Annotated in this window: 15 protein-coding genes and 1 tRNA gene; 3 read left to right on the forward strand and 13 right to left on the reverse strand. The window is 42.5% G+C overall.

Annotated features, from left to right (window positions below):
• Positions 1-23: 23 nt before the first annotated feature.
• Entirely contained in the window at positions 24-608 is a 585-nt protein-coding gene (gene hxlB, locus BW716_RS10335) for a 6-phospho-3-hexuloisomerase (RefSeq protein WP_083722466.1), read from the reverse strand.
• Between the two features lie 145 nt (positions 609-753).
• On the opposite strand from hxlB, the gene BW716_RS10340 reads away from it, so the two are divergent.
• On the forward strand, positions 754-1,620 hold the full coding sequence (locus BW716_RS10340) for a helix-turn-helix domain-containing protein (RefSeq protein WP_083722467.1): 867 nt from the start codon (positions 754-756) through the stop codon (positions 1,618-1,620).
• A 487-nt stretch (positions 1,621-2,107) separates the two neighbouring features.
• Here BW716_RS10340 and BW716_RS10345 read toward each other — a convergent pair whose 3' ends face one another.
• From BW716_RS10345 to BW716_RS10400, 12 genes are all read right to left on the reverse strand, one after another.
• Positions 2,108-2,821 (reverse strand): MbnP family protein, encoded by a 714-nt coding sequence (locus BW716_RS10345; RefSeq protein WP_083722468.1) that lies wholly within the window; start codon positions 2,819-2,821, stop codon positions 2,108-2,110.
• 1 nt (position 2,822) lies between these two features.
• The gene (locus BW716_RS10350; RefSeq protein ID WP_083722469.1) at positions 2,823-3,932 is read right to left on the reverse strand and encodes a PepSY domain-containing protein; all 1,110 of its coding nucleotides are present in this window, start codon (positions 3,930-3,932) and stop codon (positions 2,823-2,825) included.
• A gap of 3 nt (positions 3,933-3,935) precedes the next feature.
• On the reverse strand, positions 3,936-6,275 hold the full coding sequence (locus BW716_RS10355; protein ID WP_083722470.1) for a TonB-dependent receptor: 2,340 nt from the start codon (positions 6,273-6,275) through the stop codon (positions 3,936-3,938).
• A gap of 16 nt (positions 6,276-6,291) precedes the next feature.
• Complete coding sequence (locus BW716_RS10360; RefSeq protein ID WP_083722471.1) at positions 6,292-7,218, reverse strand: transporter; 927 nt, start codon at positions 7,216-7,218, stop codon at positions 6,292-6,294.
• Between the two features lie 2 nt (positions 7,219-7,220).
• On the reverse strand, positions 7,221-8,270 hold the full coding sequence (locus BW716_RS10365; RefSeq protein WP_083722472.1) for a cytochrome-c peroxidase: 1,050 nt from the start codon (positions 8,268-8,270) through the stop codon (positions 7,221-7,223).
• Complete coding sequence (locus tag BW716_RS10370) at positions 8,251-9,048, reverse strand: MbnP family protein (protein WP_083722473.1); 798 nt, start codon at positions 9,046-9,048, stop codon at positions 8,251-8,253. The genes BW716_RS10365 and BW716_RS10370 overlap by 20 nt, the downstream gene beginning before the upstream one ends.
• 1 nt (position 9,049) lies before the next feature.
• Positions 9,050-10,051, reverse strand: a complete 1,002-nt coding sequence (locus BW716_RS10375) for a cytochrome-c peroxidase (RefSeq protein ID WP_083722474.1) — start codon at positions 10,049-10,051, stop codon at positions 9,050-9,052.
• Positions 10,048-10,824, reverse strand: a complete 777-nt coding sequence (locus BW716_RS10380; RefSeq protein ID WP_083722475.1) for an MbnP family protein — start codon at positions 10,822-10,824, stop codon at positions 10,048-10,050. Before BW716_RS10380 ends, BW716_RS10375 begins: the two co-directional genes overlap by 4 nt.
• 257 nt (positions 10,825-11,081) lie before the next feature.
• A complete protein-coding gene (locus BW716_RS36115) occupies positions 11,082-11,456 on the reverse strand; it encodes a hypothetical protein (RefSeq protein WP_143708815.1) in 375 nt (124 codons plus the stop codon).
• Positions 11,457-11,686: 230 nt separating this feature from the next.
• A complete protein-coding gene (locus BW716_RS10390) occupies positions 11,687-13,138 on the reverse strand; it encodes a DUF3526 domain-containing protein (protein WP_083722477.1) in 1,452 nt (483 codons plus the stop codon).
• The gene (locus BW716_RS10395; RefSeq protein WP_179091079.1) at positions 13,138-13,665 is read right to left on the reverse strand and encodes a DUF3526 domain-containing protein; all 528 of its coding nucleotides are present in this window, start codon (positions 13,663-13,665) and stop codon (positions 13,138-13,140) included. The genes BW716_RS10390 and BW716_RS10395 overlap by 1 nt, the downstream gene beginning before the upstream one ends.
• 288 nt (positions 13,666-13,953) lie before the next feature.
• Positions 13,954-14,027, reverse strand: a tRNA-His gene (locus BW716_RS10400).
• Between the two features lie 290 nt (positions 14,028-14,317).
• On the opposite strand from BW716_RS10400, the gene BW716_RS10405 reads away from it, so the two are divergent.
• Both BW716_RS10405 and BW716_RS10410 read left to right on the forward strand, forming a co-directional pair.
• Positions 14,318-15,172, forward strand: a complete 855-nt coding sequence (locus tag BW716_RS10405) for a hypothetical protein (RefSeq protein WP_143708816.1) — start codon at positions 14,318-14,320, stop codon at positions 15,170-15,172.
• A gap of 5 nt (positions 15,173-15,177) precedes the next feature.
• Positions 15,178-15,675, forward strand: coding sequence for a hypothetical protein (locus BW716_RS10410; protein ID WP_083722480.1), 498 nt, complete (start codon positions 15,178-15,180; stop codon positions 15,673-15,675).
• Positions 15,676-15,699 lie beyond the last annotated feature (24 nt).

Genomic DNA, 15,699 nt, shown 5'->3' on the forward strand with positions numbered 1-15,699 from the left:
GATGTAACCCTGTCCAACAGACATTATTCCATGTTAGCATGTTGTTTCCACATTATTTCAGCTGGGATATTACTGAACTTCCATAGTGTCTGGAAGACAGCATCCCCTACAAACAACACATTTTGTTCAAATAAGCTACCTGCATATTGTTCAGAGATCGCGCCGTGAAAATCCTGTTTCTGTGCCGCAGGGATGATCACCACCAGTTGTGCAACATTTGCCAGCGGCGATTTATTTGTAGTAGACAACACAGCTACGCTGGCACTTACGCTATGTGCTTTCTCCGCTGCTTTTACAATAGCGCTGGTAGTACCAGAGCCGGAAGCTGCCAGTAACAGGTCACCTTCCTGGATAGCTGGTGTAGTGGTCTCTCCTACTACATGTACATTCAATCCAAGATGCATGAAGCGCATCGCGATGGCGCGCATCATCAGTCCGGTTCTGCCTGCGCCTATTACAAAGACCCTTTTTGCCTGTTGGAGCATGAGTGCGAGAATGGCCAATTCATCAATTGATATTTGAGTGGCCAGTTTTGTATTTTCTTCCAGGATCATGGGCAGGTCGGCGCGTAATCGCTCTACCAGTGCGCTTTTATCAGATGTGAACATGTGTACAAAATTAGGCGTTATAGTACCGTCTGCTTTATACAATCACCGCAAACACTTGGATAATAAGGAAATGCGGGCGATCATTTTTCCCTAAAATCCCACCTAATGGGAAAATTATCCAATGCGAGGTTCGTACCTTTACAAAATGAGAGTCGAAGAGAATAATGTGCAACTGGACCGGGCGTTGTTATATATCCGTAATCTGGATAGTTGTCCGCCGAGTTATTTATATGATCCTGCGAGGAAAGATTTCTTTGAAGTGTTGTGGTTACAGGATGAATATCCTTTGCACCAGACTACGCCAGAGCTGGCGGCAGTACGTGGGCAATGGGTATACCTGATGCCGCCGTATAGGGTACATCAGTTGAATAAAGCGGGGAAGAAAGGGATCTTGTTCTCTTTTAAAAGAGAGCTATTAGAAGAAGAAGATAAAGAGTTTGCGCTGGATGTATTCAGGATCTTTAATATCAGTGGAGAGTTTACGATCATGCAGTTGACACCTGACAAGGTGGAACGGTTGAATAAGGTATATGAACTACTGGAAGCCGAATACAAAGACAACTCCGGCAATCTGGCGATGATCAAGTCATTATTGAAAGTGTTCCTCTTACATCTTATAAAGATGAAGAATGAGGAGTTCACCTCGCTGAATATAAATCAAAAGCGTGCATATGAGTTCTTATTATTGTTAGAAGATCATTACATAGAAGAACGGAATATGCAGTTCTATGCAGACAAACTTGGGTTGAGTGCAAAGCGGTTGAACCAGGTGCTGAAAGAGGTGCTGAATGCAACGAGTATTCAACTGCTGCATGACAGGCTCATTTTAGAAGCGAAGCGACAGATTATACATAGTGAGAATAGTATAAAGGAGATCGCGTGGGTATTAGGGTTTAAAGACAGGCCGTATTTTAGCCGGTTCTTTAAGGTACATACCGGGCAGACGCCGGAGGCGTTTCAGAAGCATGTGAAACGTCATGTAGAAACGTTGCAGAATACATTGGTTAGTTAATTATTTTAACCCTGTAGTAAGTAATAATAAATAGAAAAGGACTCCTTATTCAGAAGTCCTTTTCTACAAGGTGGGTCGTTGGCGGGACGATAATCGAACACTCCGACCCTTTATTTACTTGGATTGAACAAGTCAAACACGCAATACACCTTGATTTTCAACTCTTTAAAAAAACAACAACAATTTATACTAAAAAGCTATCTTCATTAGCAGAACATCATCTAAGTTGACCACTCAATTCGTATACCTAAGCATTCTTAATCTTCCCCAAACTCATCTATCGTGCAGATCTGGCCAAAGATATGCTGAGCGGTACCCATCAGTTATTGGGATATTAAGGTAAAAATACGATCCGGACCGATCCGGCGAATCCTACTTATACGATACAGGAAGTACACAATATGGCAAAGGTGTTGAGATGGACCTGCAAACCAAGGCGCTGAAAGGATTAATTATTCATCAAACAACGCTATTCTCAATATCTACTTTAGATCCCGTAAAAAGAAAATAAACTCACACCATAGTTATCCGCAATTTTCACCGATTTAGCACCACCCATCACCTTATATATTGCAGAAAAATCAATCGTCTCTTTACCCCTGAAAAGGTCCGCAAGATCAGCCTGTAAAGTGATCTTCCCATTATCCGATTTTCCGGCCGGTATCTTTACCTCCTGCACACGGATAGAATTTGCTGCAGCTTTAATTCCACCTATATCAAATGATATTTTCCCTGTAGGCGACTGCGGTGAAGTACCTTCCAGTTTCAGGAAAATATAACCACTATTCCAGGTCCAGAACATTTTATTAGCAGGATCAAGCGCCCCGGTTTGTGCACCCGATACATTGCGGGCACTATCTACTCCAAGAATAAATTTAATGCTGGCGATTTTTTCTTTGGGAAAATCTGCAATTGTGATGCTGGTACTGCTGTTATCTTCAGCATTGACCAGGTAATAGGCTGCCGGCAATGTGATCTCATGACCATTAGCTGTGACCATACTAAAATTGCTTACATAATATTTCAATTTTGACACAGTAAAGGTGTCGCCATGTTCGTTGCGATATTTTTTATTGTTCAATACCAGTGGCACACCATTAATCATATGCTTAAAGGAAATAGTCATTGTCCTTTTTGCATGCGTTGAATATCCACTAAACTGCACAGCCAATAAAACAATTAAAATGAATAAACGTTTCATACTATCTTTTTTTAGATTTAAATTTCCGGCCTAACCATATGAGTGTGCCAGTAACTGGCAGACTGGCGGCAAAGAGAGACGCAAGAAAAGCGATCACCTTTCCGGGAAGCCCACCTATAGCACCCACATGCATGTCAAAATTCATCCGTTTGATCTTATCTGCCGGAGTTGCATAGGCATATAAACCATTGCCAAAACCACTTCCCTTCCCGTTTACTTCTTTACCTGAATACTGATCAAAGTACCTGGTATCGCGCCTGTAACGGGTGGTATGATCAGGGTTAAAATACAACGTGATTACATCCTCCCGTTTCACAGGAAAGTAGATCACTACACTGTTGGATTCATTTAAAGGCACCTGTGCCATCTGACGCATCCAGATACTATCGACCATATTTTCAACCGGCATTGGCTTCCCGGATTTCCCTTTATGCGTCATGACCATTTTACGACCACCAGAACTTATGAAATATACTGATCTGGCAAACCATTGATAACCGAATACAAGACCGGTCAGACAAATGATCAATAAAAACAGGACGCTGTAAAAACCCAGCACATTGTGCAGGTCATAATTGACCCTTCTCCACCTGGCTGTCCATCGGATGGTTAAACCCGCAAGCAGCTGGTTCCTTTTTTTAGGCCACCATAATATAGTGCCAGTGATAAGCAGGAACAGGAACATTAAAACGGCAGCAGGGACAATCACTTTACCAATATTTTCAGGCAACCATAGGTAATAGTGTCCTTTCAGGATAAAGCGAAAAAAGTCCTTTTTCATATCCATAATACCCAATACCTTACCGGTATGGGGATCGAGGTATACCACTTCTGATTCCGAGCGCTTTTTCGCACCCTGCATATTGACTGCTACCGGATGTTGAACACCCTCCCAGGTAATGTAGGCCGTCTTTTGCCCATGGGCTGCACGCGCCTTTTCAGCCAGTACGGAAGGGGGTAATAAGGAGCCGGCAGAAGTAATATTTTGGAGATAAGGATTGGTAGCATACCTTATCTCATCTTCAAATACAAGTATGCAACCTGTAACACTGACAATGAAAACAACTATTCCCGAAACCAGGCCCAGCCATAAATGCAGCTTTCTGATCATGGTTTAAAATTTTAATGCCAGTGAACCTGATATGCGCAAAGGCATTTGCGGTGATAAACTCAGCCAGTAACGTTTGTCTGTCAGATTATCAGCTTTCAGCGCGATACGGTACCTGGATCTGTTGTAAAAAACAGATGCATTCAGGATTGTAGCTGCAGGTACGTTCAGGCTATTGGCGTCGTCATAAAAGGTCTGACCATAGTAGTTGGCACCCAATCCGGCGCCAAGGCCGGCTGCAGCGCCCTGCTGTAGTGTATAACTGACCCAGCAGTTTGCTACATTGAAAGGTACATTGGCAGGACGATGACCTTCTATATCCGCATCAGCTGCTGTATAACGGCTGTCATTGTAACCATAACCAGCTACGAAATTCAATCCTCTGGCAGGAGTCGCGATCATCTCTATTTCAGCCCCTTTGCTACGCTGGGTGCCATCCTGGATAGAGAAGTCTGGTTGTTCCAGGTTGGTACGCAACACATTTTTAACCTCAATATCATAATAACTAATGCTGGCAGTCAGCTTTTTTTCGAACAGTTCTGCCTTTATACCTCCCTCCCACTGATTGGCCTGTTCCGGCTTGAACGCTTTACCATTGGCATCTTCTCCCGTCTGGTTGGTAAAGCCATTCATATAATTGGCGAATAATGACAACTGATCTTTTACCACCTGGTACACAATACCCAGTTTAGGTGACCATGCACCCTGATGATAGGCGCCTGTAGTAGCCCCTGTAGTAGACTTATAGGAACCACGGTTGTCGTAATAATCATATCGCAAACTTAACATCACATCTAAACGGGAAGTTAATTCTATGACATCAGATGCATATGCTGCGTAAACATTGGTTTTATTAGCAGAGGGGGATACGGCCAGCCCTTTTGCCACTGCGAGTAACTGTTCCCTGTTCACATACGGCGTCGCTGCTTTTCGGAAATTGACAGTATCATAAATACCTTTGCTGGCGTTGTTATAAAGGAAATACTGGCGCTGCAGCACATCCAATCCCAATAATACGCGGTGCCGGATACTTCCTGTATAAAAATTACCTGTGAAGTTCTGCTGAATATCCATTGCTTTGGTGTCGTAATTGATCTTACCCGTTCTGCGCTGGATCATGCTATCGTTCATGACATATGGAGTAAAGGCCAGCCTGTCGTACTTATTATTGGCCCAGGATACGTTGGTTTGCGATGTCCAGTTATCATTGATACGATAATTGATCTGTCCATAGTAGCTTACCGCCCCTCCTTCCATATAAGCTTCGTTGGTAAAGAAAGATCTTTTATAAATGCTGTTCAGCTGCCGTACGTCCGTGACGCCGGAACCTGAAATAATATTATACAGGGGAACCTGTGTGGCATTGCGGTGGTAATATTCAGCTTCCAGTATAATCGTAGTGCGATCATTCACCTTGTACGAGATAACAGGATTGACCAGGTAATTATGGGCATACCCATAATCCTGGAAAGATTCTTCCCTGTGTGCTGCAGCATTTATCCTGAGCAGCAGGCTGGAATCTTTGTTGACTGGCGTATTCAGATCGGCAGTGAAACGATTCAGTCCAAATCCGCCGTTGGTATAACTTACTTCGCCGCCAAAGGCTTTAAAAGGGCGTTTTGTAACCCTGTTCACCAATCCTCCATAAGAGATCAGGCTACTGCCGTATAAAGTTCCTGAAGGACCTTTAATGACTTCTACCCGTTCCAGGTTAGCAGGGTCTATATCCATGTACAAAGGACTTGTAATACCATTGCGGATATATCCTGATTCGGCAAATCCCCTGAGCATATATACGTTTCTACCGTTATCAACCCTGGCACCGGGCGCAGCACCGGGTGCATTGCGCATGGCTCCTGCAAAATCAGTGGTGACCTGTTCCACCATCAGCTCTTTGGAGATCGTAGCATACACCTGTGGATTTTTTAAATTTTCCAGCGGCATTTTGGCCACATAAGGAGACTCCTTTTTGTAAAATTTGTTTTGCCTCGCGCTGTTGACTGTGATTTCCTGTAGTTGTGCGGCAGACTGGTCGAGTGTTACGACAGATAGTGCCGTCGTTTTTCCGGCTGTCACCTGTACCTGCCGGTGTACAGGTTTGATACCGATGTAAGAAAAAATAATTTCGTAATTACCCGCAGGTAATTTTAACTCAAAGTAGCCCTCCTCAGAGGTAATGGTCATAAATTTTGTGTCTTTTGCAATGATACTGACACCTTCTGCTGGCTGACCATCTGATGATAACACCTTCCCTTTGATAGTGCCTGTAACTACAATGCCCTGTGCATTTGCACAAAACAGCAACAACATCACAGTTAGCAATGCTTCTCTGAACAATTTCAACATGATTCCCAATTTTTATTTAAAACAAATATGTCACATGTACCATCGCACGGTTACCCGCTTTTACCTGCAGGTTAGCCAGGTGCTGAGAAATCACCGGCTGAAAGTTAGCGCCTGCCGATATACGGCCAAATGTTGCCTCTCCACCAATGGTCCCCATCAATGAATAACCTCCGGACTGATCGATGGTATATTTTTTATTTTCTGTGTCTTTGACGGCGGTCTCATAGAGTATACCGGCGTTTGGAGCGATAGATACTTTATTATTGATCCTGAATTTATAATAAGCCAGAATATTGCTGCTGAACTTATTACCATACCGGTAATCATACTTGTTACTGGTGTTCATTTTATAACTCAGGTTCATATTTACCCCAAAGTCCATAAGTCGTACATCATACATCAGATGTACTGAGAAGTCGGTGCTGGCTGTGCCTAACTGGAAGTTATTCGGTGTATTTTCATTCTCTTCATGTTCTGTCGATTCATATTTTCCGGTAGGCACTTTGATACCTGCGCCCACCCAAAGGGATTGTACCAGTAGCTGGTCATTACCGGTGGTGGTCCGGGTATCTAACAGTTGATAATAGCCGACTACGGCAATGTCACCAATACCTGAACGGTGCATAGTTACACCCTGATTTTCCCTGCTATTAAAATTAACCGGCACAAATCCCAATACCCGGAACCGTTTACCAATGTTCCAGCCACCCCACAGCTCTGCTGTCTGGTAGGTTTCATCTGTGGTGAGGTAAGAAGTGGTTCCTCCCACGCCAAGATGAGACCGTAGGGTTTTATATTGGTAACGTAAGCCCAGAAAACGTTTTTTAAAGTCGGGTAGAATGCCTATATAATAACTGCCCACACCACATCCGCAGATGTCACAGGCACGTACTATGTATGATGCCATTAACAATATTACCAGCAGCGTCAGTTTCTTTTTCATAATTACTGTGATTCTTCTGAGAATCGTTTATCTGTGATAAATGTTTTATCGTTGAGGGTATTCAGGAATGCCAGCAGGTAAGTTTTCTCATCTGCGGTGAGCGGTATCCCCAAAACACCATTTTGTTTTAGCAAAGGGTCGAGGGTGGTCATATCCTGCACTTCGCTGTTGTAATGCTCTAATACACCAGCCAGTGTGTAAAACCTGCCGTCATGCATATAAGGCGCCGTATAGCCAAGATTACGGAGGCTGGGCACCTTAAATTTGTACATATCAGCAGCATTTACAGTCACATCGTACCTGCCCTGGTCATTGTTCGGACCTACCCCGATACCATTGTTCCTGAAGCTATAATCAGTGAACAGTGGTGCAGGATGACAACTGCTGCATTTCTGTTCAAATAGCACATAGCCTTTCTGTTCGTCCGCAGTGTAAGTAGCTCCCCATCCATTTTGTACAGAGTCGTATCTGGAATGGTTGCTCACCAGCATCACCATGAACTGCGAAAAGGCTTTCATCAACCGGGAGGTGGTGATCTCTTCACTGCCATAAGCATTTTTAAACAGCGCCGGGTATTCTGAAGTAGCTCTGAGTTTATTCATGACATTTTCCACAGTTTCATCCATTTCTACCTCGTTGGTGATAGGTGCGATGGGTTGAAGATCCAGGTCAAATACCCCACCGTCCCACATGAATGAAGTATTCCATGCAAGGTTCATGATGGGAGGCGCATTTCTCTTGCCCAGGCGATCGTCAATACCATGACTTACATCATGACCGTGGTGGGTGAAGGCAGATGTTTGTAAATGACAGAAACCACAGGAGATAGTATTATTCCGGGACAGGCGCGCATCATAAAATAGTTTACGGCCGAGAATGAACCCATCTTCGGTGATTGTATTATTGGCAAGGTTGTATACAGGCTCCGGGAAATTAGCTGGCTGTTCAAAGCCTATAAAGGCCGAAATTTCGTCTTTTTTGTCACAGGCGTACAGGAAGACCACAAACGCCAGTAAGAGCCGGTATTTAAGGCTAATTTTCGGTATGGTCATGTGTAAACATTTTCTGGTAATTGTTAGCCACATTCACACTATAATCGCTGACCATAATAGTAGACCATTCTGCAAGGCTGATATTGGTGGTGCCGTTAAAGACCTTGAGTATATCTGCCATGAGGTGAATGTTAGGGACACGGACATCTACTACTTTGGCAGTACCGGCAGCTGTGAGGTCTACTGTGATCGTTTTAATGTTATTGAAAGTAACAGCATTATAACCACCAAAACCACCGATATGGTAACGGAATTTATGCTGACCACTGGCATCGATCGGAGCTGCATCAGAAGTTCCCTCCATTTTCAGGAAGATGTAACCGCTGTTCCATCCCCAATACATGCCCTCATCCATACCGCCGGAAGGATCGAGTACACCTGTGCGTTTAGAAATATCCATCGTGCTGCGCAGGCTGTCTACCCCAAGTACAAAGGTGAGGGAGGTATATTCTCCTTCGGGAACATGGACCTTTACGAACTGACTTGTGCCATCTTCTTCTGAGATGAGGAAATAACTGCTATCCTGTGGCACGGTATAGGTTTCACCGCTACTGTTCTTTACACTGATATTGCTTACAAAATATTTGAGAATATCCACAGAGAATTTTTCTCCGGCGGCGTTCGTATAAACACCTGTGCCCAGCTGAAGATTTCTATCTCCTGCAATGTTGTCAAACTGTATAGAGAGGGTGCCTTTTACACTGCTATCCGGCGTAACGGTTTCTTTGCTACAGGCAGTGAATGCGATAAGGGCCAGTAAGAATAATTTCTGCTTCATTTTATGGTTGTTTAAAAGCTGTATTGTGAATAAAGGCGGTATCTGTCAGTGTATGCAGGAATGCGATAATAGCAGCCTGGTCATCTGAGCTGAGTGGTTCTTTGTTCAATAAAATAGTATCGGTAGTTGGCGAATGCTTTATACCATTGCTATAATGTTGTAATACGGCAAACAGGTCTGCAAAGCGGCCATCGTGCATATAAGGAGCCGTAAGGGCGATGTTTCTGAGTGTTGGTGTCTTGAATTTTCCAAGGTCGGCAGAATCGTACGTGATCCGGAACCTGCCCTGGTAAATTCCTTCCAGTGCATCGCTGGAGAAATCGCTGTCAATACCATTATTATGAAAACTATTGTCAGTAAAGAGTACTCCGCTGTGACAGGAACGGCAGTGATTATTAAACAAGGTCAATCCTTTCTGCTCCTGTATATTCAGTTGCTGTTGATCATAGGCAGAGTTAGCCGAGATTAGTGTTCTTTCAAACTGTGACAGTGCTTTCAGAATATTAGCGGTTGTAATTTCACTATTGAAAGCTGATTTGAACCGGCGCACATACTCCGGTACTTCATTCAATTCGGAAATGAGTTCGTACAGGTTCTGGTGCATTTCATCTTCGCTGGTAAGGGGGCCAAGGGCCTGCGATTCCAGGTTGGTAGAGCCTCCTTCCCAAAACAGGCCGTTCGTGGCCCAGGCAAGGTTAATGAGTGCAGGTGCTGACCGGTGAAGCTGTTTGCCTGATACGCCGATATCGCTCAGCGCAACCCCGTCAGTAAATGCCAGGTTTTGCTGATGACAGCTGGCGCAGGATAGTTTGTTATTACCGGAAAGCCGGGTATCATAAAACAACAGGCGTCCCAGTTCAATCCCCTCTTTAGTCAGCGGATTGTCTGGTGTAGCTGGCAAAGCAGGGAAATACCCCGGAATGCTGATGACAGCTGCCGGGGTATTTTGTGTTTTTGAACAGGCGATTATGGCCAGTGTAAATATGCAGATCAATATTCTCATTTGGCAATAGTGGTGGCGGTGATAGCCTTAGTGCTGTAGTTGTCTGCAACCTGTGTCATCACGGCAGGTACTGAAGCGCCTATTGTCGGAGTGGTTGCCAGATCCAGGCCGTCAATGATCTTCGTAACATCCACAGAAAATTTGATATTCGTTGTGGAAGCGGCATTGATGGTAACACTGCCGGGCAACGTAATGGTGATCGTACGGTAGTTGGTATTCAAACCAGTTTCTACGGCTATAGCAGTGCTGTTACGGGTACCTTTCAGGGAACTGAAGATATAGCTGGTGTGCCACATCCAGGATACATTCGTCATACCGTTTAACTGGGAGAGTTCGCCTGCCTGCAAACTTAAATTATCATTATATACAGCGTCTATACCGATGGAAAAAGTAATGCTCTTATACGTTCCGGCAGGAATGTCGCTAATGGTCACATCTTCTCTTTTTGTGGCAGGATATTCAAAACTACCGTCCTGCACAGCGATCGCATTATTCTCTTCCAGCAGGTAATAAGAAGAAGGCACTTTATAGGTGTTCCCATCAGTATTGGTAAGCGTTACATTACTCACCCAATAGCGCAGCTGCGTGAAATTGTAAGTAGCGCCATTGATCGTGACATCCTTATTTAAAGTAAAATCGTCGCTACCCACCTTTGAGTCGAAGGTCAGTACAGTCTGACCATTCAGCGTATCAGAGGTGTCTTTGTCATCATCTTTGCTACAGGCCGAGAATAATATAGTTGCGAACGACAGCAGAATAGAAATTTTTTTCATGAATGATTGTGTTTGAAATTGGGCAATAGAATATTATCATGCATTCGGGTGAATGCAAATCAGGTTGAATTTTTATGATATAAAGATTTCCTGCTTATCCGCAGCGTTGACTGCGCATAAGAAAATCAGGATCATGCTTTTTCAGCCGCCGGAAAGAAATGATTCAATTCCGCATACTGAAAAGACATGAACATACCGGAACAGGTACCGGCAGGTACTGCATTTAAAACTGAAAAGTAAATTTTATGGAACAGACACTAGGCTCCCGGGGGATGAAATATAGATGTAGAGCCACTTATAGGGTATCCTATGATAAGAGGTGTATAATATGCTTTTGAAATAGTAATAACAGGTGAAGCTAATGTAATAGTGGCCAGGCCAGGTATAAAATGTTCGCTTTTATTTTCTGCGCGACGTTCAGGGTTTTCCTGGTTTCTCTTTTCTTCCTCATTCAGTTGTTTCCTCATCTGGCAATGACCATTACAGTGCATCTGAGGGTTATTCCTGTTGATACAAAGGTTTTTGGCTATATATTCCTGGTTAAGGTAAAATTCAAACATTACCAGATAACGGCCCGACAGCTGGCAAAGCCAGAGCAGCAGCAGGAAAGCCGTTATTAGTTGTTTGCGCATTAAGTTCCTGAATTTGTAGAATTGTATGCAAGTTATATATAAATTTCGAAAAGAAGGTGGCAAAAGTCATACGATTGCACACTCACTTAAAAATAATATTTACAGCAATGTACCCATTATTGATTTTGAATGAAGCATTACCTTAAATTTATTATATTTTGGTAACTGCATAACTCAGGATATGAAAAGTATGCTGCTCACGCCGGCAACATACTTTTCAAAAAAACAGCTTACTTTACCACTGCCAGCAAGTTCCTATATCCCGCAATCAACACCCCGACCGTAATCAATAAATAAATCAGCGCCGACCTGGATAAAGGACTCCATCCAAATCCTGCGTACTGCTTTGGCACGAACCTCGGAATAGCATCCACATCGTCATTATTAAATGTGCGATACGTAGAATCATACGCCATTTTAGGATAATAAAACCTTTGCGTCACCTTCCTGAAAGTATCCACATCTGTACTAAAGCTGTTAAACTGGTGCCAATGCGTGCCCGCCAGTGCCGTCAGCTGCTCCTGTAGCATCAAAGCCGGACTTGCCAGCTGAAAACTACTGATCGCCTCCTGCTGCCGCTCAATCTGCCCATACAATTTCCGCTCCGCCACTTCAGCCGCCGCATCTTTAATCTCCTGGCTCTTATACACAATCACTCCATATCCATACACCATCCCTGGCGTAACTATAGATGCCTGGCGTATCATTGTACGTGGATTATTGAATACATCCTTCGTCAGTTCCTGCCCATCCTTCTCAAAATAACTGTTCAACGCCTTCCTTTCCTCAATCACCATCGAAATTCTGCTTGGAATAGGATACATCTTATTTAACCCGATCTGCAAAACATTTGGTACAATGATTCCCGTAAACAACCAGATAAAGATCAACGTCATCGCATTCACGGCAGAACTCATCGAAAAGCTATTTACCAGCATCGACAATGAAAACCAGAAAGCAAAATACAGCGACACACACGCCACCATCCACCACCAGTTATCCGAAAAAACAAATGCACTCCCTATCAAAACCATTAATACGGGAGTCACCACCAGCCAGAAGAAAACAGTAAACAACAAAAATCTTATCCCCACTCTTGAAAAGATCAACCTCGCCAGTGATTGATTGCTTGTTTTCAATAATACCCATGTACCCTGTTCCTTCTCTGAAGAAAGCACATTATAGGAGAAAATAATAATGAGCAAAGGAAACAGGTACACCACCACAAAAGAAAAATCAAAGTTTCCAATGAACTGCAAAAAACTATTCTCAATCTCCCCGTCATACGTCAGGTATTGCTTCTTATTGATATACACCTTGTAGTAAAAAGGCTGAATATCACTTTGTCCGATACTCAATGCCTGCAAAGGGAATGGTTGCTTGATCGCAAACTGCGGGCCCTCATTCCTCGCGGTATTATAAGCAAAAGTAGGATCGTCCCAGATAAATCCCGGGTACACCATATGATTCGATTCAATCCGATGTATCCTTTGCCGCAGACTATCCGTCATCTCAGTATCATACTGCTTAATTTTCTGAATCGTCCCCAGCTGCTTTTTATACATACTGCTTCCAATCCACAAGGAAGCCAGCAAAATAAAAAAGATGATCGTAAATAAATATACCAGCACCTTATTTCTGAGTAGTAACTTTATTTCATGTTTAATAATAATTCGTAGCATCACACAGACATTTTACGGTAAGAGAAGATCATTAGCCCTATAGTCACCCCCCCCCAGCAAACCAGTACTGCCATCGCACTCCATGCTGCTGAAAAACGCATACCGGTAACAGGCGGCTCATATTTAAACTGTGGCACCGTTTTCCAGAAATCATTGGAAGCTTCCACATGATCCTGATAAAAATCATCAACAATAACTCCCACCTTCCTGCGGTGTATCTCTGCCTTCTCTGCAAAATCATTGTGCGTGTTCATATCTGTAGCAGTCATATGCATAGAGAAATCCCTGAATGCCAGAAACGGGGAGAATATCGCCAGCGAACGCACTAATCCATCCTGTCTTGACTGGTTTTGCTCCACCGCCGTATACGCTCTATCCATCACTTTTCCATCAGATTCTTCAAAGAACTCAATAGTGATCGGGATAAAAAATACCGGAAGGCGCTGAATACTATCGACATGATACGCCGCCAGGGTTCTCTTCAGCAATTGCTCCCGGCGTTGATCTTTCGTTCCTTCACCTTTCACGCCATATTGCATTTCATTGAAAGTCCTATGCTCAAACTCAATAGAAGTAATAGAAGGGAAGGTCTGCTTTGATACCTCCGCAGATAACCATATGACATCAGAATTAGAAAACCGGGTTACCGAGTTAGCTGGAAGTAAAGAAGCTTTAAAACAGGTAAACGAAGAAATCGAGTCGTTGGAGATGAAATATAAAAAATAAGATCAACGATTATACCTATAATAGGTTCAATAATCAAAGAAAAAAGGACTCCTGTGTACAGAAGCCCTTTTAAAGAAAATTCCCGTTAGGGTGGATGATGGGGTTCGAACCCACGACCCCCAGAACCACAATCTGGTGCTCTAACCAACTGAGCTACAACCACCGTTTTCACACACCGTTTCTAACCGTGCGGGGCGCGAAACTAAGAATTATTTTAATAAAAAAGTATTTTTATCAATAAAATTTAAAAGTATTTCGCCAAACGAACTACAAAGACATAGACCTTTTCTATAGATCTTACAATCCAAATAGCGTTTTATATTTCTAAACTTTAAAAACTTAAACCGCTTTAGATACTGAACACTATCATTAAAATAAAATTTGAATTTATCTTATAATATTCTTTATGTTTGTCAACATTTTTAACCCGAACAAAAACCAATTGTTTAACTCATGAAACCAACATTCTGTAAGCTAGCAACTGTTAGCCTATGTTCATTACTGTTATTTTCCTGTTCCAAGAAAGAAGATATTGAGGGTATTACCACTACATCAGCAACGACCTCCACAATGAATGGTCAGATTAGTATTACCAAAAATCAATATGATCACTTATCAAAAATTTTCTCCAATGATGAGGCTAGAAAGAGATATGGTCAATATTTAATTGACAGCGTTTCTGGACTTGCCAGTGCCAAATCTTTAGCTATTGCATCAACCGAAGACGAGGCTTTCAACCCCAATTTGGTTGAAGACAATTCTATTTATTTTGTAGGCCAAAATCCACCCCTTACCTATATTTCTATTTATGGAGATAAGGTTCAATATGAAGTAAGACCATGGTTTTATTTTCCTATCCGACAAAATAACATGTCCATCGTTATTCGATTACTATGGGATAAGGAAGGCGCAATGGCCAATCCGCATGCATCTTATAATGGGTCCCCGATTCCTATTATTACAGGCCCCGCATTAGGAACTTTAGAAACTCCGGTTGCACCGCTTTTTAATATATTTGATGCCCCCTACGCTTGCCATGGAAATGTTAAGGGTGACGTAATTGAAAAGAGAACGATTGCAAGAACAAACGAAGGAAAATATCTTTTTAAAGCTGGTGTTGACGCCTCAGGACTTGCATTAGGTACCGAATTATCTGCAGGGGTAACAATTGTATATTCTGCTAATAACATAAGTGACTTTTACTACGAGCTAACCTTCAGATGCGATTTCCAAAGAGACCAGGATCCTAACTCTCCAGTTGTTGAATGGTCAGGTACAGGAATTTGTAGAGGTACTCAGCAAAATTAAATATAATGTTTAAGGATTTTCTTTTAATTATTTGTGCATGTTACATCACTGCTTGTAATGGCCAGAAAACAAATTTAAACGTATCGGCAGATTATATTTCCCTTTATTTTGCAAAGGACAAAAATAATACAATCGCCCATTGGGAAAACGTAAGGAAAATGCCCATTGGAGCATTTACATGTAAGGAGCAGGAAAATGGTGATTTGATAATTAAATATAATCCCCAGGATTCAGTTACTAAATTTGTAAATGTATCTAATGACAAATCTTTAAAAGAGAGTCTGGATAAATTACCAAAGAATCTATCAAGTCTGCAAATTAAAGGGATTTATATAAATCCAACGGAACCATTCAATTTTTACCAAGCGGTGTATTCCAGTAAAGAAATCCCTAATGCAATATGCATAGTTACCTTTACTATTCCTGGAGCAAATATCATTGGAGCAAATTTTTACTCAGGAGAACCAGTAAATCCTTTAAAAGAGGAAAATATTCAGCTATGATTCTGTAGTCCGCTATACTAAAAA

It is taken from the genome of [Flexibacter] sp. ATCC 35208 (assembly GCF_001975825.1).
Classification (GTDB): Bacteria; Bacteroidota; Bacteroidia; order Chitinophagales; family Chitinophagaceae; genus Chitinophaga.

Coding starts and splice junctions, on each gene's coding strand:
- hxlB (WP_083722466.1), bottom strand. CDS start 608: ATGTTCACATCTGATAAAAGCGCACTGGTAGAGCGATTACGCGCCGAC.
- BW716_RS10340 (WP_083722467.1), top strand. CDS start 754: ATGAGAGTCGAAGAGAATAATGTGCAACTGGACCGGGCGTTGTTATAT.
- BW716_RS10345 (WP_083722468.1), bottom strand. CDS start 2,821: ATGAAACGTTTATTCATTTTAATTGTTTTATTGGCTGTGCAGTTTAGT.
- BW716_RS10350 (WP_083722469.1), bottom strand. CDS start 3,932: ATGATCAGAAAGCTGCATTTATGGCTGGGCCTGGTTTCGGGAATAGTT.
- BW716_RS10355 (WP_083722470.1), bottom strand. CDS start 6,275: ATGTTGAAATTGTTCAGAGAAGCATTGCTAACTGTGATGTTGTTGCTG.
- BW716_RS10360 (WP_083722471.1), bottom strand. CDS start 7,218: ATGAAAAAGAAACTGACGCTGCTGGTAATATTGTTAATGGCATCATAC.
- BW716_RS10365 (WP_083722472.1), bottom strand. CDS start 8,270: ATGACCATACCGAAAATTAGCCTTAAATACCGGCTCTTACTGGCGTTT.
- BW716_RS10370 (WP_083722473.1), bottom strand. CDS start 9,048: ATGAAGCAGAAATTATTCTTACTGGCCCTTATCGCATTCACTGCCTGT.
- BW716_RS10375 (WP_083722474.1), bottom strand. CDS start 10,051: ATGAGAATATTGATCTGCATATTTACACTGGCCATAATCGCCTGTTCA.
- BW716_RS10380 (WP_083722475.1), bottom strand. CDS start 10,824: ATGAAAAAAATTTCTATTCTGCTGTCGTTCGCAACTATATTATTCTCG.
- BW716_RS36115 (WP_143708815.1), bottom strand. CDS start 11,456: ATGCGCAAACAACTAATAACGGCTTTCCTGCTGCTGCTCTGGCTTTGC.
- BW716_RS10390 (WP_083722477.1), bottom strand. CDS start 13,138: ATGCTACGAATTATTATTAAACATGAAATAAAGTTACTACTCAGAAAT.
- BW716_RS10405 (WP_143708816.1), top strand. CDS start 14,318: ATGAAACCAACATTCTGTAAGCTAGCAACTGTTAGCCTATGTTCATTA.
- BW716_RS10410 (WP_083722480.1), top strand. CDS start 15,178: ATGTTTAAGGATTTTCTTTTAATTATTTGTGCATGTTACATCACTGCT.